Annotated in this window: 13 protein-coding genes and 1 pseudogene; 7 read left to right on the top strand and 7 right to left on the bottom strand. The window is 70.9% G+C overall.

Annotation, left to right across the window (positions count from 1 at the left end):
* Nucleotides 1-50: 50 nt before the first annotated feature.
* The 4 genes from ACTWP9_RS27380 to ACTWP9_RS27365 form a co-directional block, all read right to left on the bottom strand.
* The gene (locus ACTWP9_RS27380; RefSeq protein ID WP_443248948.1) at nt 51-1058 is read right to left on the bottom strand and encodes an LLM class F420-dependent oxidoreductase; all 1008 of its coding nucleotides are present in this window, start codon (nt 1056-1058) and stop codon (nt 51-53) included.
* 126 nt (nt 1059-1184) lie between these two features.
* Nucleotides 1185-2072, bottom strand: a complete 888-nt coding sequence (locus ACTWP9_RS27375) for a DUF5336 domain-containing protein (protein WP_443248947.1) — start codon at nt 2070-2072, stop codon at nt 1185-1187.
* 120 nt (nt 2073-2192) lie between these two features.
* A complete protein-coding gene (locus ACTWP9_RS27370) occupies nt 2193-3089 on the bottom strand; it encodes an N-acetylmuramoyl-L-alanine amidase (RefSeq protein WP_443248946.1) in 897 nt (298 codons plus the stop codon).
* A gap of 109 nt (nt 3090-3198) precedes the next feature.
* Nucleotides 3199-3834, bottom strand: a complete 636-nt coding sequence (locus ACTWP9_RS27365; RefSeq protein WP_443248945.1) for a class I SAM-dependent methyltransferase — start codon at nt 3832-3834, stop codon at nt 3199-3201.
* Between the two features lie 155 nt (nt 3835-3989).
* Between ACTWP9_RS27365 and ACTWP9_RS27360 the strand changes: the two genes are divergently transcribed.
* The 4 genes from ACTWP9_RS27360 (at nt 3990) to ACTWP9_RS27345 (ending at nt 10248) form a co-directional block, all read left to right on the top strand.
* On the top strand, nt 3990-5153 hold the full coding sequence (locus ACTWP9_RS27360; RefSeq protein ID WP_443248944.1) for a hypothetical protein: 1164 nt from the start codon (nt 3990-3992) through the stop codon (nt 5151-5153).
* Nucleotides 5150-6433 carry a hypothetical protein gene (locus tag ACTWP9_RS27355; protein ID WP_443248943.1) on the top strand — a complete coding sequence of 428 codons (1284 nt, stop codon included), beginning with the start codon at nt 5150-5152 and terminating at the stop codon, nt 6431-6433. Before ACTWP9_RS27360 ends, ACTWP9_RS27355 begins: the two co-directional genes overlap by 4 nt.
* 58 nt (nt 6434-6491) lie before the next feature.
* Complete coding sequence (locus ACTWP9_RS27350; protein WP_443248980.1) at nt 6492-8702, top strand: acyl-CoA dehydrogenase; 2211 nt, start codon at nt 6492-6494, stop codon at nt 8700-8702.
* 115 nt (nt 8703-8817) lie between these two features.
* The gene (locus ACTWP9_RS27345) at nt 8818-10248 is read left to right on the top strand and encodes an MFS transporter (RefSeq protein ID WP_443248942.1); all 1431 of its coding nucleotides are present in this window, start codon (nt 8818-8820) and stop codon (nt 10246-10248) included.
* Between the two features lie 203 nt (nt 10249-10451).
* On the opposite strand, the gene ACTWP9_RS27340 is transcribed toward ACTWP9_RS27345, so the two are convergent.
* Both ACTWP9_RS27340 and ACTWP9_RS27335 read right to left on the bottom strand, forming a co-directional pair.
* Nucleotides 10452-12596 carry a hypothetical protein gene (locus ACTWP9_RS27340; protein WP_443248941.1) on the bottom strand — a complete coding sequence of 715 codons (2145 nt, stop codon included), beginning with the start codon at nt 12594-12596 and terminating at the stop codon, nt 10452-10454.
* A gap of 1179 nt (nt 12597-13775) precedes the next feature.
* Nucleotides 13776-14144, bottom strand: a pseudogene (locus tag ACTWP9_RS27335) (helix-turn-helix domain-containing protein); the annotation flags it as partial.
* A gap of 361 nt (nt 14145-14505) precedes the next feature.
* Here ACTWP9_RS27335 and ACTWP9_RS27330 point away from each other — a divergent pair.
* The 3 genes from ACTWP9_RS27330 (at nt 14506) to ACTWP9_RS27320 (ending at nt 17534) form a co-directional block, all read left to right on the top strand.
* Nucleotides 14506-15363: a MaoC/PaaZ C-terminal domain-containing protein gene (locus tag ACTWP9_RS27330; protein WP_443248940.1), complete on the top strand. Its 858-nt coding sequence runs from the start codon at nt 14506-14508 to the stop codon at nt 15361-15363.
* A 73-nt stretch (nt 15364-15436) separates the two neighbouring features.
* Nucleotides 15437-16519, top strand: coding sequence for a Zn-dependent alcohol dehydrogenase (locus ACTWP9_RS27325; protein WP_443248939.1), 1083 nt, complete (start codon nt 15437-15439; stop codon nt 16517-16519).
* Nucleotides 16520-16559: 40 nt separating this feature from the next.
* Nucleotides 16560-17534, top strand: a complete 975-nt coding sequence (locus ACTWP9_RS27320; RefSeq protein WP_443248938.1) for a 3-oxoacyl-ACP reductase — start codon at nt 16560-16562, stop codon at nt 17532-17534.
* A 179-nt stretch (nt 17535-17713) separates the two neighbouring features.
* Here ACTWP9_RS27320 and ACTWP9_RS27315 read toward each other — a convergent pair whose 3' ends face one another.
* The gene (locus ACTWP9_RS27315) at nt 17714-17863 is read right to left on the bottom strand and encodes a hypothetical protein (protein WP_443248937.1); all 150 of its coding nucleotides are present in this window, start codon (nt 17861-17863) and stop codon (nt 17714-17716) included.
* Nucleotides 17864-17933: the final 70 nt, after the last annotated feature.

Here is a 17933-nt window from a genome sequence, read left to right as displayed (position 1 = left end):
TCGGCAGGCTGCGGGTTGCTTGTGGCTGGGCGCGCAGTTCCCCGCGCCCCTCAGAGCAACTCCGCCAGCACCCGTAGCGTCCCCGGATCGGGTGCCGTCACCAGCAGGTCGGTCACCGGCCCCGAGCGCCACAGCTCCAGGCGCTCCGCGATCCGTTCCCGGGGGCCGACCAGGGAGATCTCGTCGGCGAAGGCGTCGGGCACGGCGTGCACCGCCTCCTTGCGCAGCCCCGCGGCGAACAGCTCCCGGACCCGCTCCGCGGCCTCCGCGTACCCCATGCGTGCCATCAGCCCCGCGTGGAAGTTACGGCGGGCGTGCCCCATGCCGCCCACGTAGAAGCCGAGCATCGCTTTGACCGGCAGCAGCCCCTCGGCGATGTCGTCGCAGATCCGGGCCTGTGCCATGGGCGCGACCAGGAACCCCGGCGGTGCCTCGGCCAGCGCCGCCTCGTACACCGCGGACCGGGTGGGCGACCAGTACAGGGGGAGCCAGCCGTCGGCGATCCGGGCGGTCTGGGCGATGTTCTTGGGCCCCTCGGCGCCCAGCAGCACCGGCAGATCGGACCGGAGCGGGTGCGTGACCGGCTTGAACGGCTTTCCCATGCCGGTGCCGTCCGGACCGGCGTACGGATGCGTGTGGTAGCGCCCGTCCAGCCGTACGGGCGCCTGGCGGCGCAGCACTTGCCGTACGACATCCACGTACTCGCGGGTCAGGGTGAGCGGCGAGGCGGGGAACGGGCGGCCGTACCAGCCCTCCACCACCTGCGGCCCCGACAGTCCGAGACCGAGCAGCATCCGGCCGCCGGAGAGGTGGTCGAGGGTGAGGGCGTGCATGGCGGTGGCGGTCGGAGTGCGGGCCGCCATCTGTGCGACGGCGGTGCCCAGCCGGATGCGGGAGGTGTGCGCGGCGATCCAGGTGAGCGCGGTGAATGCGTCCGAGCCCCACGATTCGGCCGTCCACACCGAGTGGTAGCCCAGTTGTTCGGCCTGCCGGGCCAGTTCGAGATGGCGGGGGTCGGGGCCGCGCCCCCAGTAGCCGAGCGCCAGTCCGAGCCGCATCCGCCGTCTCCCCTCCACCGGCCGCTGAGCTGACGGGGTGTCAGTTCGCTGGTCCGGCAGCGTACGGCAACGGCCCCCCGCCCGGAAGGGCGAGGGGCCGCTGGGCTGCGGGCGGAGCCTGAGGGCTCAGCCGCGCTGAATGTTGGAGGTGTCCTGGAGGACGCCGCGGCGCCCGTCCTGCGTCTGTGCGATCAGCGTCTGACCGCGCTGCTCCACGGCCAGGTACCAGGTACCCGGCGCCAACTCGGCGATCGGCTGCGGCGAGCCGTCCTCCGGGAACAGCGGGCGCGCCATCGGGACGGCGAACCAGAACGGCTGGAAGTTCGGGTCCGGGGCGCCACCTGCGGCACCCTGCGCACCGCCCGCGGGCTGGCCGGGGCCGGGCTGACCGGGCTGACCGGCCTGCGGCTGGCCCGGCTGCTGGCCGTACGGCTGCTGGCCGCCCTGGGGCTGCGCACCGTAGGGACCCGGCTGGCCGCCCTGCGGGCCGCCCGGGTAGCCGTAGCCGCCGCCCTGCTGCGGGTACTGCTGGCCGTAGGGCGCGGCACCCGGGCCGGCGCCACCGGCGGGCACCAGCGGGGCCGCGAGGGCCGGAACGGCGGGGGTGACCATCGCGGCGGCTGCACCGATCAGTGCGGCGATCAGCCCGATGATGGCGCCGGGGCCCATGCTCGCCTCGTCCGGGGCGGACAACATCGACCACACCGCGGACCACAGCGAGATCACTATCAGGGTCGCGCCCGCTTGCGGTAGCGAGACGGCACCGAACTTGCGGCCCTCCGGCAGGAAACGGCCGGCGGCCACCAGTGCGGCCCCGAGGATGCCCGGCAGGAAGATCGTGGCCAGGACGAGCGGAAGCTTCTCTGCTTCCCAGGCGTTGGGCAGATCGATCTTGTCGCAGTAAGACGAGTCGCCGCAGTCGGCGGAGAAGTACTCGAGGAACGAAGCGATGAACAGCAGCACCGCTGCACCTATCACCGCGCCGTCGCCTCGGGTGAGCGAGCGGATGTTCACGTGGGGTCCTTAATCGGTCTTGTCATGGTTGAGGTCTGCCGGGGGTGAGCACCCCATCGTACGGATGACACTACGGGCCTCGCCGGGGGGTCGCCTGTCGGTTTCATCTTTCCCCGCCTCTCAGGCGAGGAATGCGGTGATCCCGTCCGCGACTCCACGCGCCGCCTTTTCGCGCCACTTCGCCGACGTGAGGAGTGCGGCATCGGCCGGGTCACGCATGTTGCCGCATTCGAGGAAGACTTTGGGAACTTTACTGAGGTTGAGACCGCCCAGATCGCCTCTGGTGTCCAAACCGTTGCCGTCGCCCAGGTAGTTGGAGGGCGGCACGTTGGCGGCCTTGCGGTACGCGTCACGCAGGTCGGTGCCCAGGCGCCGGGAGGGCCCCACGATCTTGCGGGTGTCGGCGTCGCCCTTGTGCACGGATGCGGGAAGAATCACATGGAAACCGCGGCTTCCGCTGGGTGCGCCGTCCGCGTGGAGCGAAATGGCGGCGTCCGCTTGTGCCTGATTCCCTTTCTTCGCACGCTCGTCCACACACGGTCCGTACGGGGCCTCTCCGTCATGGGTGAACTTCACGGTCGCGCCGCGTTCCCGTAGCTGTGTGCGGAGGCGGTGCGCCAGATCGAGAGTGAACTCGGCCTCGGAGTAACCGGAATTGGTCGAGGTGCCCGTGGTGTCGCATTCCTTCTTTCCCGTGCCGATATCGACGGGCCGGGAAATCTTGCCTGGCTGGTCGCGATTGTGCGGATTGTGGCCCGGATCGACGACGATCACCTTGCCCTTCAACGGCGACTTGGCGGGCTTGTGCGTCCCTTGCGGCCCGTCGTGGTCGCTGTTGCCGTCACCGTCGCCGTTCTTGCCGCCGTCCTCGCCGCCGTGCTTGCCGCCGTTCTCGTCGGCCCCGGCGGACGAGGAGCGGGACGGCTTTCCGCCCTCGTTCCCCTTGCCGTCGTCGTGACCGCCACCGAACGCCCCGCATCCGGCGGCCCCCAGCCACAGGGCCCCCGTGACCAGCACGGCCGCTGCTCGTCGGGCTGTCCGTCGCCGCGTCGCGAAGCATTCATATGACACGTGCGTAGATGCTAGGGCCTCCGCACGCTGCCGCATGCGGCCGGTTCCCGGATCGTCAGCCACGCCGCAGCACCCGCAGCGACCCGGTGGCGGGGCCCGGGGTGTAGTCGCCCGAGGCCAGGGCGCGTTCGTGGATGTGGTGCGGGGCCTGTCCGCCGTCGGCCGGGTCGGCGAAGACGTCGTGGATGACCAGCAGCCCGCCCGGCGCCAGGTGCGGCGTCCAGCCCTCGTAGTCCGCGGTGGCGTGCTCCTCGGTGTGGCCGCCGTCGATGAACACCAGCCCCAGCGGTGTGCCCCACACCGCCGCGACCTGGGGCGAGCGTCCCACCAGCGCGACCACATGCGCCTCCAGGCCCGCGGCGTGCAGCGTACGGCGGAACGTGGGCAGCGTGTCCATCCTCCCCACGACCGGATCGACGACCTCCGGATCGTGGTACTCCCACCCCGGCTGCTGCTCCTCGCTGCCCCGGTGATGGTCGACGGTGAGCGCCGGAACGCCGGTACGCCGCGCCGCGTCGGCCAGCAGCAGGGTGGAGCGCCCGCAGTACGTCCCCACCTCCAGCAGCGGCAGCCCGAGCGCACCCGCCTCGGCAGCCGCCGCGTACAGCGCCAGCCCTTCGTCCAGCGGCATGAACCCCTTCGCCGCCTCGAACGCGGCGAGCGTACTCGGATCGGGGGCCGGAGGGTTCATCGCTCGTTCCTCTGCTGTCGTCGGCGCGCTCCCGCATGCCGGGGCCGCTGTTCACCTGGGGCCGGTGGGCTGCTGCCATGCTGCCCTACCGATGTCCTCCGCCCGGGTGGCAGGTACCCTCACCCGAACTGCTACGGGTACGACGGGGGAGCGGAGTGACGGGAAGCGACAAGTCCGAGGCGCCCGCCACCTTGGCGCCCCGCCGCCGCAGGACCCTCGCGGTCCTGCTCGGCCTCGCCGTACTGGCCGGCGCCGGCCTGGGCACCTGGGCCACCGACACCTGGCCGTTCGCCAAGCAGAGCTTCTGCTGGGGCGCCTGGGAGGAGGGTGCCGGGAAGGACGTTTCCGATTTCCTCGCCGAGGACACCCACGGCGCCGACCGTACGAGCGAGCAGTCGGCCGCCCCGCGCAAGGGCAAGCGCGCCACCTGCTCGGTGACGCTCCGGACAAAGAGCGCCAGCTCTTCGGACACCGATGACGCGTACGGCGGGTCCTCCGATGCGGCCGACTCCTACGAGCAGACGGTCACCGCCGAGGTCGCGCCCGTACCGCGCGGTGCGGAGGCGCGGCGCGCCTGGCTGAGCAGCTTCCTGGACGCCCGGTCGGCGCCGCTGCCCGACGGACTGCCCGGCCTGGTGGGCAACAGCCGTGCCGCCTTCGTCCTCCCGGAGAAGTGCGATACCGCCGACGGGCGGCCCACCGTGGTGACCGTCGAAGGCTCCACGGACTCATCTCTCGGCGCGGCCGCTTTCGTGGGTTCCGAGAGGGAGGTCGCCGATCTGCTGCTCTCCCTCGCGAACAAGGCCGCCGGGCAGGCGGGCTGCGCGCCCGGCAAGCCGTTCGAGGCCGCCTCGCCGCTCGCCGCCGCCGACGGGGACGACAACCTGTCCGCACAGGGATCGGAGTTGTGCCGGATTCCCGGATTCCGGTTCGACCTGGGCAAGGACGACCGCTACCGGGCCCGGGTCGGGACTGTCGGTGACGAGCTGCAGACCTGCTCGGTGGCCGACGAGACGGACGTACGGAACCCCACCGAGGCCGCGCAGTTCGTGATGACCTCCCAGCCGAGGCTCGCAGCCCTCTTTGCGGGGCTGGCACACGACACGTCCCCGGGCAAGGGCTGGCGGGGCAAGGGCGAGGTCGGCGATGAGCAGGGGCTGCTGACCGCTTCCTGCGACGGCACGCCGACCCTCTTCTTCATGCAGCTCGACGACCTCGCGGCGGACCGCGCCGACCCCGACCCGCGCCGGGTGTTCGCGGCCACGGCCAACTCCGTCGCCGACCGCGTCGGCTGCCCCCCGGTGGCGCCGCGATCATGACCGACGAACAGCACAGCGAGAGGGACCAGATGCCCGAGGAGGAAAGGGACCCCGCCCAGGCCCCGAAGCCGGGTGCCACGGCCCCGAAGTCCGCTGCCACGGCCCCGAAGTCCAGCGCCACGGCCCCGAAGTCCAGCGCCACGGCTCCGAAGTCCGGTGACCCGCAGCGGCGGGGGCGGCTGCGGCGCTGGGTGCGGGGCAAGCCGGCCGTGGCCGTCGTCGGCGCCGTCGTGGGGGCGCTGCTGGCCGGGGGAACCATGGCCTGGCGCGCGGGGGAACTGCCGCTCCTGCCCCGGGACATGTGCTGGGGCTCGCTCTCCTCCGGCACGGTGGACCGCCTCTTCTCGGACGGGGACATACGGGCGAAGGAGACGCCGCTGGAGTCCGCGCTCAGCAGGGAGCGGCGCGCATCCGAGTGCCGCCTCCAGCGGTGGGAGGACGACGAGCTCAAGTGGGAGATCTCGGCCGAGGTACGGGATCTCGACTCGTTCCAGGCGTGGGACGCGCGCGAGTGGACGCATGAATTCCTCTCCCCGACGATGGCCCCGCTGGGCGGTGAGACGCCGGGCATGGTCTCCGCCACCCGTGCGTGGGTGGCGCTGCCCGCGAGCTGTACGGGCGGCAGGGCCGGTCACGAACCGCCGACGGTCGTCTCCCTCTCCTCCGGCTCCCTCGAATCGCACGAGGACGACGCCGCCGAGGAGCGCGGTTACCGGGCGGCGATGGCCGACGCCGTCGTCGAGCTGACCAACGGGGTGCTGGCCGAGAAGGGCTGCAAGGGCCGCTTCCCCGACCCGGGCGAGCTGCCCCGGACGAAGCAGCCGAAGGTTCTGGACGAACACGGCACGGCCGAGCTGTGCGGACTGAAGGGCACCCGGCTGCCCTCCTGGATGAAGGGCTCGGGCGACTACCCCCGTGCCATGCGCTCCACCCCCGGCACCTCGGGCCCCGCGCACTCGTGCGAGTACGGCCGGAACTTCGCCCTGGACGCGACCCGCTTCACCACCATCGAGGACCCGCGTCTCGCGCATCTCGTCGAGCCGCTGGCGCGCCGCAGTCCCGTGCGGTTCCGCGGTGACGGCTACGGCACCGTGTCCGGCGACCTGAGCGTCTACATGGCCAAGTGCCAGACCGGCGAGGTGGCCTTCCTGGCGCAGGAGGAGGACTTCTACGAGGAGCACGCGGCGACGATCGAGCTGCTGCCTTCCTACGTCGCCGCCGAGGCGAAGCGGATCGGCTGCGGGAAGGTGAAGGTCACGGGGCCGAAGCTGACCTCGTAGCCGGAGCCTTCCGCGCCTTCCCTCCCGCTGGAACGTGTTCTACCGTGCCCGCATGGGAATGGGCATCGGGATCACACAGGAACAGCGAGAGTTGGCCGATTCCGTGCGGGGCTGGATGGCGTGGGCCGTACCGGCCGAGGAGCGGCGGAAACTCCTGGAGAGCCCGCCGGGGCAGGGCCGGCCCGGCTTCTGGGACGGCCTCGCCGGGCAGGGGCTGTGCGGGCTCCAGCTGCCCGAGGCGGACGGTGGCGCGGACGGCTCGCTGCTGGACCTGGCCGTCGTACTGGAGGAGACCGGCCGCGCCGCTCTGCCGGGCCCGTATCTGCCGCACGCCCTCGCTGCGGAGCTGCTGCACACCGCCGGTGCCGAGGGCGAGCTGGTCCGTGCCCTCGCCACGGGTGAGCGGATCGGTGCCGTCGCCCTCGCCGCGGGCTCCCTCACCGCACGGGAGGGCGAGGACGGCTCGTGGACCCTGGACGGCACAGCGCCGCCCGTCCTCGGCGGCGCCCAGGCCGACCTTCTCCTGCTCGCCGCCGCCCGGACCCAGGGCGCGCCCGGCGGCCCCCGGTGGTTCGCCGTCGACGCCGCCGCGCTGGACATACGTACGCAGGAGAGCGCCGACCCGCTGCGCCCCACGGCCGAGGTCGCAGCGCACCGGGTGCGGGTCCCGGGCAGCCGCGTACTGGAGCTCGACAGCGAGCGGGTGGCCGACCTCGCCTGCGTCCTGTTCTCCGCCGAGGCGTGCGGCGTGGCCTCCTGGGCGCTGGAGACGGCCACCGAGTACGCGAGGACCCGCGAGCAGTTCGGGCGGCCCATCGGGCAGTTCCAGGCCGTCAAGCACCTGTGCGCCGACATGCTCGTCCGCGTCGAGCAGGCCCGCGCCCTGTCCTGGGACGCGGCGCGTGCGGCCCGCGAAGAGACGGCCACCACGCCAGTACGGGGCCTGACGGCGGCGCTTGCCGCCTCCGCCGCGCTGGAGGCGGCGTACAGCTGCGCGAAGGACTGTGTGCAGATCCTCGGCGCCATCGGCTTCACCTGGGAGCACGAAGCACATCTGTATCTGCGGCGGGCCGTGGTGGCGCGGCAGTTGCTCGGCACCGGTACCGCGCACCGGCTGCGCGCCGCCCGGCTCGCCCACAGCGGCGCGCGCCGCGAGGTGCGGATCCAGCTGCCGCCCGAGGCGGAGGCGTACCGCGCCGCAGCCCGCGAGGCCATCGCCCCCGCGCGGGGCCAGGACCCGGCCGCAGCGCGCCGCACACTGGCGCCCACCGGCTACGCCTCCCCGCACCTGCCCGAGCCGTACGGGCTCGGCGCGGGTCCCGTGCGCCAACTGGCCGTGCAGCGCGAGCTGGAGGAGGCCGGGGTGAAGGTCGCCGACCTGGGCATCGCCACCTGGGTGGTGCCCTCCCTGATCACCTACGGCACCGACGGGCAGCGCGACCGGCACCTCCTCCCGACCCTGCGCGGCGAGGTGCAGTGGTGCCAGCTCTTCTCGGAGCCGGGCGCCGGCTCCGACCTGGCGTCGCTGCGCACCCGCGCCGAACGCACCCCGGACGGCGGCTGGCGCGTCGACGGGCAGAAGGTGTGGACCTCGGCGGCGCAGTGGGCGGACTGGGGCATTCTGCTGGCCCGCACGGACCCGGAGTCGCCCAAGCACGAGGGGCTGACGTTCTTCCTCGTCGACATGAAGCACACCTCGGGCATCGAAGTACGCCCGCTCAAGGAGATGACCGGGGACTCCCTCTTCAGCGAGGTCTACTTCGACGACGTGCAGCTGCCCGCCGACGCGGTGGTCGGCGAGGTGAACGACGGCTGGCGGGTGGCCCGGCACACCCTGGGCAACGAGCGTGTCCACATGGCGGATCAGCTCACCTTCGGCACCGGCCTCGAAGCGCTGGTCCAGGGGCTGGAGGGCGCCGACGACACGGTGCGGGAACGGGTCGGCGCGCTGGCCGCCGAGGCGCACGCGCTGTCCTGTATCTCGCTGCGCACCACGCTCCAGCGCGTCGAAGGGCTGGACCCGGGCGCGGGCGCCAGCATCCGCAAGCTGATCCAGACCCCGCACCAGCAGAAGGTCGCCGAGCTCGTCCTCGAATTCCTCGGCCCGTACGGCGCGGTGCGCGAGGGTGCGGGCGAGCAGGCCGTGCACGGCCTGTTGATGTCCCGCTGCCTGACCATCGCCGGCGGCACCACCCAGGTCCAGCTCAACGTGGTCGCCGAGCGCCTGCTCCGCCTGCCCCGCGACCCCGAGCCCCGTCCCCTCATCTGACCTGACTTCAAGTCCCGACAGTCCTGACAAGTTCCGACAAGGGCCGGCACCCGGCGCCGCGGTGGTCACGCTGCCGCGTCGCTGACATGGCCCCTACAGGTGTCACACTACGCGCATGCCGCAGACCGCCCAGCCTGAGAGCTCCCGCTCCATATCCGGCTCCGCCGCCAAGACGCCGCGCCTGTGGGCGGTCGTACTGGCCGCGTGTGCCGGCCAGTTCCTCGTCGTGCTCGACGTGTCCGTCGTCAACGTCGCCCTGCCCTCGATGCGCGCCACCCTCTCCCTCTCGGAGACCGGTCTGCAATGGGTGGTCAACGCCTACACCCTCACCTTCTCCGGTCTGATGCTGCTCGGCGGCAGGGCGGCCGACCTGTTCGGGCGCAAGCGGGTCTTCCTGGCGGGGCTGGCGCTGTTCACCGCCGCGAGCCTGGCGGGCGGCCTCGCGCAGGAGCCCTGGCAACTGCTGGTGGCCCGCGGTATCCAGGGCATGGGCGCCGCGATCCTGGCACCGGCCACCCTCACGCTGCTGACGACATCCGTGCCGGAGGGCCCGGCCCGTACCAAGGCCATCGCCACCTGGTCGGCTGTCGGCGCGGGCGGCGGCGCCGCGGGCGGGCTGGTGGGCGGGGTGCTCACCGACGCACTGTCCTGGCGCTGGGTGCTGCTGATCAACGTCCCGGTGGGCGCGCTGGTACTGGTGGCGGCGGCCGTGTGGCTGACGGAGAGCCGCGAGGAGTCCGTACGCCGCCTGGACGTGCCCGGCGCGCTGCTGGTGACGCTGGGCCTGGGCGCTGTGGCGTACGGCATCGTCCGGACGGACAGCGCGGGCTGGACCGCGCCCAGCGCGCTGGGGCCGCTGGGCGGCGGGCTGGTGATGCTCGCGCTGTTCGTCGCCGTGGAGGCCCGGTCGGCGGAGCCGCTGGTGCCACTGCGGCTGTTCCGCAGCCGCGCCGTCTCCTCGGCGAACGTCGCCATCTTCATCAACGGGCTGGCGATGTTCGCCATGTGGTACTTCCTGTCCCTCTACACCCAGAACGTGCTCCACTACACCCCGCTCCAGGCGGGCTTCGCCCTGGTCCCGCACTCGCTGACCATCGTCCTCGGCTCCAAGATCGCGCCGTTCCTGATGGCGCGGATCGGCGACCGCCTGCTTGCCGTCGCGGGCGCCGCCATGGCGGGTCTCGGCTATGTGTGGCAGGGCTCCATGGAGGCCGACGGCGCCTATATGACGACGCTTCTGGGGCCCGGTGTACTGATGGCGCTCGGCGCCGGGCTGGCCGCGACGCCGCTGGCCACCATCGCCACGGCGACCGACGACCCGGGCGAGGCGGGCCTGCTGTCCGGGCTGTTCGGCACCGGCCGCACGATGGGCGGCGCGCTCGGCCTGGCCGTACTCTCCACGGTCGCCGCTGCCCGCACCGACGGCGCCGAGGACCCGGCCTCACTGGCCGCCGGATACGGCATGGCCTTCTACGCGGGCGCCGTACTCCTCGGCGCCTGCGTGCTGTTCATGCTTGTTGCGCTGCCGCGCACCGTGAAGGACTAGGCAGTCTCGTTCGGATCAGTCGGCCGTTGGTCCGGGTGTGTGTGCCGTCAACTGATGTGCCTCCACGCACTGCACGCACTGCACATGCACTGCACCGGACTCGGTCGCCCACTTCCCCTCTTGGCGCCGCGCAGCATCCGCGGCGGGGGTGGGCACGACCGTTCCAGGCCCCCGCCGCGTCGGCATGCCGCGCGTTTGCCCGGCTAACCCTCTCCGGCCTCGCGGTTCGCGCCTATGCCACCGTGGTCGGCGGCATAGGCGATACGCGCCCGCGCGTCTTCCTTCTCGTTGTAGTCCGGGTACATGACCTGGCCCTCGGGCGTACGGGTCCGGGCGAAGGACTTGTGCTCGTCGTACCACAGATCCGAGTACGCCCTGAGCTGCCTGTCGCGCAGCTCGCTGGCGCTCTGGTTGCTGAGAGTCGCCTCGTTGGCGATGCGGTCCTCCTCATCGAACTGCCACGCCTTGCTGGTCATCCACGCGACACGGTCGACGACGTTGGCCGCGTGGGTCGGCAGGAAAGAGGCGGCGGGGGCGGCGACGCTGATGAAGCCCACCGTGCTCTTCCAGCTCGCCTCCCTGTTGTCCGCTGCCTTCTTGTCGTCGACGGCCTGGAAGCGGGCCTCTTCCAGGAAACCGATGGTGTGCCCCGTGCGGCGCAGGGCCCCCGTGGGGTCACTTTCGGGCGCGCTCATGATGTCGTGCACCATCGCCCGGTTCATGGACTCATTGAGCAGGGCGTATCCCTCCGGATCCCGGGACACCTGCTTGCTGACCTCCAGCAGCTTCCTCTCATCGAGCGGCCCGCCCCCCAGCGGATCGCTCATCGACTTGTGTACGTCGTCGCCGTGGTTGCCCATCAGCTTCGCCATGTCGTCCCGCAGTTCGGGCATCATGTCGTCCCCCTTCGCCGCGAGACGGTTCAGGGCGCCCTTGAACACCGCGTCGTGCTCGGGCCGGTGCTCGACGAACTTCGCGTCCGTATCGTCGGGGTTCATGCCGCTGCCGGCTGCGAAGAGCGCGTCTCCCAGGGCCTCGGCCCCGCGGTTCTTGCTGCCTTCGAAGGCGTCCTCAGGTTCGTAGGCCCGGTCGGTGAGGTAGTAGTCGGCCGCTTCCTTGTCCTTGAGCAGTTCGGTCGCGAACTCCGGGTTGTGGCTGGCCGCCTTGAGGAAGCCGGTCATCGGGTCTGCGCTGCGTTCCCCCTGGCGGGCGGGATCGAGGTCGGTGTTCTGATTCATCGCGAGGGACCACTCCCTGCCCTTCCCATGCGCTTTGTCGAAGGTGCGGAGCTCCTTCTCGTAGTCACGCAGGAAGTCCGTGTCGAACTTGCCCTTGCCCATCAGGCTGCCCATGACCTGGAAGCCGAACGGGCCGTTGGGGAGGTCCTGGCCCGGGCGTCCGATCGGCTTGCCGCCCAGGTTGATGAGGTCCTGCTTCCACGCCATCATCTCCGAGCTCTTCTCCCGGGACGCGGTCGCGAGCGTCATGCCCAGGTTGTCCCGCAGCCGGGCCAGCTCCTTGCCCTGCGTGCTGTCGGCTTTGACCTCGATGCCGTCGCCGGGCATCATCCGCCAGAACTGCAGGATGCCCTTCGCCTCCATCTGCGTCGCGAAACGCTCGGCGTAGGCCGGGTTGGTGCGCTGGAGCAGGGCCAGGTCGTTGAGCTTGGCGAGCTTGGTGGGGCTGATGTCGCCGTTCTCGGCTCCTTTGGACAGCTCCTTGGCCAGGTCGACGGCTTTGTCGGCGTCGGCCTTGCCGACTGCCTTCCGGGCATCCTCGTAGCTGTCGTAGTCGGCGCCGGAGAAATCGTGCGGGGACTTGACCAGCAGGCGCAGCGCCTCGGCGAGGTTGTGCTCCGTGCGTGCCGCCGCCAGCAGGATCTTCTCGATCTCCCGCTTGAGCGCGTCGACCTTGCGGTCCGCTGCCTTCTGTTCGGCCTCGTCCTCATAGCACTGGGTGGCCGTGATGGAGCCGTCGCTCTGCACTATGACACCCTTGGCGTCCTCGACCAGTTTGTGCAGGTCTGCCTGATGTTTGTGCATCCGCGTACGGGAGAGCTTGATCATTCGGTAAATGCTCTTCGCGGAGCGCGCCGCGTCGTGGAATTCGCTGGCCACCTCGGTGACGAACTCTTTACCGCGGGTGGCGCCGACGCCCGACCAGTTGGCGCTTTTGGCCCGCGCCTCCAGGGTGGGGACGTCGGCACCGTCTCCCTCGCCCGTCGAGATGTCGCCGAACTCCTTGCTGATGCTCTTCCACTTCTTGATGGCGGCGTCCAGCGTGGCGAACTTCAGCTCGCTCAGGTCGCGGTAAGACATCATTGTCTTGGCCATGGGTACCCCGTTCATGCCGCTCTTTTGCGTCATCGGTGTGTGCTGATCGGAGGTCCTGGATGCATCGTCGCGTGTTCAGCGGCATCGTTCATGCCGAGGACTTTGTCCGCGCCTTGTGAGCGTGACTCCTGCGCGAGATGTCCAGGTGGCTGGAGATCGGTCCGAAGCCCTCCTTGAGGGTGCCGACCCGGTCGTCGTTCACCTTCAGGAGGGCGCCGGTCAGTCCGCCGAGACTGCCCTCACCGAGAAGACGGACCGCGATCGTGCGTATCCGTCACGAGCGCCGTCCGCCTTCTTAAATCCGGTCGTGCAGGCAGAAGGCAAATGTCGGCGACCGTCCCCAACTCGCCGACGTGTACAACGAGATCGGCCTTCAAGGCCCCGCTGCTGAGCATGGTGGTTCCTGTGGTTGCGTTCAGTTGCATCTGCGGTCGACTGCTCTGCTGCGGCCCCATGTTCTTCCCGCTCGTCCTTATGGGAAGAGCACTGCCCCTGACGTGCCCGCACGGGCAAATCGCGCACGCCGCGACAAGCCTGACGGCCTGCCAGGACAATGCTGTTTGGGGGAGTGCCGCTATATCTGGTTTCTCTGTTTCGAGCTCCGTTGGGATCTGTTGGGCCCAACGGCCTCAATTCCTCCGACGTCCCGGTGGAACGGGTCGAACGGGGTGACCACTGTGCCGGACGTGAGAAGCGGTGTCGAGCGGATCGAGGTTCCGGATTGTCTCTGCTTCGAAACGGTCTCGTCGGCGCCGCGCAACAGGGCGGATATTCCGGACGGGGCCATCAACGGGGCCCGCCCTGCGTCTTCGGTGAGCCCGAAAACCTACTGGCGGGTTGCTATTTCCCTGGTGTCCGGTCCAGGGCTGACAGGGCCTTATGCAACTGCGCTTGACTCCGCGGTGGACAGTTGCCGGTTTCGTTTGAATTAGTCGGTCATTGGTATAGGTGTGCCGTTAACTGATGAGCAATGGGCGCGAACCGAGCCGTTGTTCCCGGACCGGACACCGAGGCGGGGCTCCCATGGGCGCGCTCACCCGTGTCGCCCTCCGTGCCTGGCTTGCCGAGCGGCGGACACGCCGGCTGCACACCCTCAACCGGCACGTCCTGATCTCCCGGCAGACGGCGAACGGCACCAGTCCGGTCAGCGTGTACTTCCGAGACGGCGGAAGCGCTCGCTGCCCATCGCAGCTCGCCGATGAGCGAGGCCAGGCGGGGGTCCGTGATCAGCGCGGGTGCGTCGGCGACCAGGTCGAGGCACCCGCGTTCGGTCCCGTCGAGGCAGAGGCCGAGGGCGCGGGCGAGCGCGTCGAGGACCTGCTCGGAGGGCTGGGTCGCGCAGACCTGCTTCAGGCGTACGTAGTAGTCGACGCTGACTCCGGACAGGTGCGCGACCTCTTCGCGGCGCAGCCCTTCGATCGGGCGGCGGCTGTCGGGGAAATTCGGTGACTTCGAGATCCCCTCGCTGCGTCTGAAGGAGGGACTGGAGCCCGAGGGTCGTGGCGACGGTGCAGGTGAAACCCTGCACGCCTTGTGTCCCAACTCGCCAAGGGTCCTCGGCATACCGACCCTCCGGTATGGGCCGAGGCCGGGGGCGCAGCGGGCCTTCTCGGCCCCCTTCTCCGGTGTCGCCGGCACCCCGGGCCGAGCGAATGTCACGGGTCCGGGTCACAGGTTGCTGACGGTACGTCAGCTCTTCCCTTGCCCGGGGGTCTGCGTTATACAGGTAGCCGATCGGTTAGAACGTGTTTCATTACCGCCTCGGTTCGCGGGCGGCGTCTGGCCGGTCCCCAGCGGCCCTGGCCCGGCCGACGGTGCGGACGGCCGGGCCAGGGTCTTCGCACACTCCGGCCTGGAAAGCACCCGGGAAAGCCCGAGACGAAGCCCGAGAAGAAGCCCGAGAAACAAGGGAGCCCAGCCCCCGATGCCCATCGACGCAGCGAAGGCCCTCGCGGCCGAGCCCCGTAGTACCGAGATCTCCTGGGGCCACAAGGACGTCCAGCTCTACCACCTCGGACTGGGCGCGGGCGTGCCCGCCACCGACCCGGCCGAGCTGCGCTACACGCTGGAGAGCAAGCTGCACGTCCTGCCGTCGTTCGCCACCGTCGCGGGCGCCGGCATGGGAGTGGTCGGCGGGCTCTCCGCACCCGGTATCGAGGTCGACCTGGCCGCGGTGCTGCACGGCACCCAGTCCGTCGAGCTGCACCGCCCGATCCCCGTCGGCGGACACGCCACCGCCACCGCCCGCGTCGCCGACATCTACGACAAGGGCAAGGCCGCGATCCTCGTGCTGCGTACGGACGTCGCCGACGAGGACGGCCCGCTGTGGACCAGCGAAGCGCAGATCTTCGTCCGTGGCGAAGGCGGCTTCGGCGGCAAGCGCGGGCCCTCCGGACGGCTGGAGACGCCGGGCCGGGAGCCCGACTTCGCCACCGAGCGGCCCATCCGCGAGGAGCAGGCGCTGCTGTACCGCCTCTCCGGCGACTGGAACCCCCTCCACGCCGACCCGGAGTTCGCCAGGCTCGCCGGGTTCGAGCGGCCCATCCTGCACGGGCTGTGCTCGTACGGGATGGCGCTGAAGGCCGTCGTCGACGGCGTACTCGACGGCGACGTCGCCCGGGTCTCCTCGTACGCGGTGCGGTTCGCCGGTGTTGTCCACCCCGGCGAGACCCTCCGGATCCGGGCCTGGCGCCTCGACGAGGGCCGCCTCCAGTTGACCGCCACGGCGGTGGAGAGGGAGGACGCGGTGGTGCTGGGGGACGGCGTGGTGACGCACACGTAAGCCGCACCCGTACCCGCACCCGCACACGGCAACGCACCGCACTCATCAACCAGCGCTTCCGAAGGGAGCCGACGTGCGCGCAGCGGTACTGCAAGAGACCGGCCAGGACAAGCTCGAAGTCCTCGACGACATCGAACCGGCCGGGTTCGGACCCGGCAAGGTGCGGGTCCGCATCAAGGCGACGGGGCTGTGCCATTCGGATCTCTCCGCGATGAGCGGCGTACTGCCGCAACCCGCCCCGTTCGTGCCGGGCCATGAAGGCGCGGGCGAGGTCCTGGAGGTGGGGGAGGGGGTCACCCACCTCGGGCAAGGGGACCGCGTCGTGGTGTGCTGGCTGCCCGCGTGCAACAGTTGTCCCGCCTGCCGCCGCGGCCAGAGCCATCTGTGCCTGACCGGGTTCATGAACGCGGGCACGCCCAACTTCCGCCGCAGCACCGGCGGCAGTGAGGTGTTCGGCTTCGCCGGCACCGGGACGTTCGCGGAGGAGGTCGTCCTCGACGCACCCTGCGCGGTGCCCATACCCGACGACGTACCGTTCGAGATCGCCGCACTCATCGGCTGCGGCGTCACCACGGGGCTGGGAGCGGCTTTCAACACGGCGCGGGTGGAGGCGGGTTCGTCGGTTGCCGTCATCGGCTGCGGCGGCGTCGGCATCAGCGTGATCCAGGGCGCGCGGGCCTGCGGCGCCGCGCAGATCGTGGCGGTCGACCCGGTCGCCGGACGCCGCGAGGCCGCGCTGCGGTTCGGCGCGACGGAGGCGGTCGCGCCCGGCGAACTCGCCGACGCCAAGCGGCGGATCACCGCAGACGAGGGGTTCGACCACGTCTTCGAGGTCGTCGGCAGATCGGCGACCGCTCGCACCGCCTACGAGACCACCCGGCGCGGCGGCACGCTGTGCGTGGTGGGTGCGGGCGCCATGGACGACCGGCTCCAGTTCAACATGTTCGAGCTGTTCTTCGACGAGAAGCGCATCCTTCCCTCCCTGTACGGCGGCGGCGACGTGCTGCGTTCCTACGACCGTGCGGTGGCGCTGTGGCGTGCCGGGCGGATCGATCTGGAGGGGCTGATCACCCACCGGGTGCGACTCGGCGAGATCAACGAGGCCATCGACCAGATGCGCACCGGGGAGGCGCTCCGCACCAGCATCTCCCTCTAGCGCAGTGCGCCATCGAGGACGATGGCGAGAGAGGACCCGTATGTCTGTGCAGGGCTGTTTGCAGGGCAGGACCGCCGTCGTCACCGGTGCGGGACGCGGGCTGGGGCGTGCGGAGGCGCTGGAGCTGGCGCGGCTGGGTGCGCGTGTCGTCGTCAACGATGTCGCAGTGTCCGGGACGGAGGTACCTCCCGGGCGCCCAGGGCCTGGGGGAGGGGGCGGCGAGGCATCGGCGACGCCCGCCGAGCAGGTTGCCGCCGAGATCCGCGCCGCCCGAGGGGAGGCGGTCGCCCACCACGGCGACGTGGCCGACTTCGAGCGGGCCCGCGAACTGATCCGACTGGCGCTGGACACCTTCGGCTCGCTGGAGGTGCTGGTCAACAACGCGGGCATCCTGCGGGACCGGATGGTCTTCTCGATGACGGAGGAGGAGTGGGACACGGTCGTCCGCGTCCACCTCAAGGGCCACTTCAACACCACGCACTTCGCCGCTGCGCACTGGCGCGAGGCGTCCAAGGCGGCGGGCGGTCCCGTCTACGGGCGGATCGTCAACACCTCCTCCGAAGCGTTCCTGGCAGGCTCCCCCGGGCAGCCCAACTACGCGGCGGCCAAGGGCGGCATCGTCGGGCTGACCACCTCCACGGCGGGCGCGCTGGCCAAGTACGGGGTGACGGTGAACGCCATCTGCCCGCGTGCGCGTACCCGGATGACCGAGGACGTCTTCAAGGACTTCGAGGTACCGGCGGACGGTCCCGACCCGCTGGCGCCCGCCCATGTCTCCCCGCTGGTGGGCTATCTGGCCTCCCCGGCGGCGGCCCGGGTCAACGGGCAGCTGCTGGTGGTGCACGGCGGCATGGTGGCGCTGCTGGAGCGGCCCAGGGTGGCGGCGAAGTTCGACACCGCCAAGGACGTGTTCACCGTCGAGGAACTGGACGAACAGCTGACCCCGTTCTTCGCCGAGCGCTCCGCGCAGGAGAGCTTCGCAGCGGTCGAGGTGCTCGGCCTCAAGAAGGGCTGACACAGAACGGCTGACACAGAACGGCTGACACAGAACGGCTGACACAGAACGGCTGACCTACGGCGAAGCCCCGGCCGCCGCTGGTCAGGCGGTGGCCGGGGCTCCTGTGGGCAACTCGCCGTGCGTGCCCGGTGCGGGCCGGCGGCTACTGCTCCTCGGCTGCTGCTGTGCGTTCTCGGCTACTGTGCGGGCTCCGGGCGGCGGTGGCGGCCCTGCGCGGGTACGGTCTGCTCCTCATGTGCGGCGGCTTCCCCCCTGTGCTTCCCCCGGTGAGTCCCCTCGCCGGCCGTCTGCGTGTTGCTGGGCGTCTCGGTCTGGGTGTCCGACATCGTGATGTCACTCCGTCAATCTCTTGCTCTGCCGTCGTACCCAGCGGAGTTTATCGATTCGAAGTGACGC

It is taken from the genome of Streptomyces sp. 3N207 (assembly GCF_052246355.1).
GTDB lineage: Bacteria > Actinomycetota > Actinomycetes > Streptomycetales > Streptomycetaceae > Streptomyces.
The sequence above is the reverse complement of the archived record's forward strand: the minus strand, read 5'-3'. Positions and strand labels throughout refer to the sequence as shown.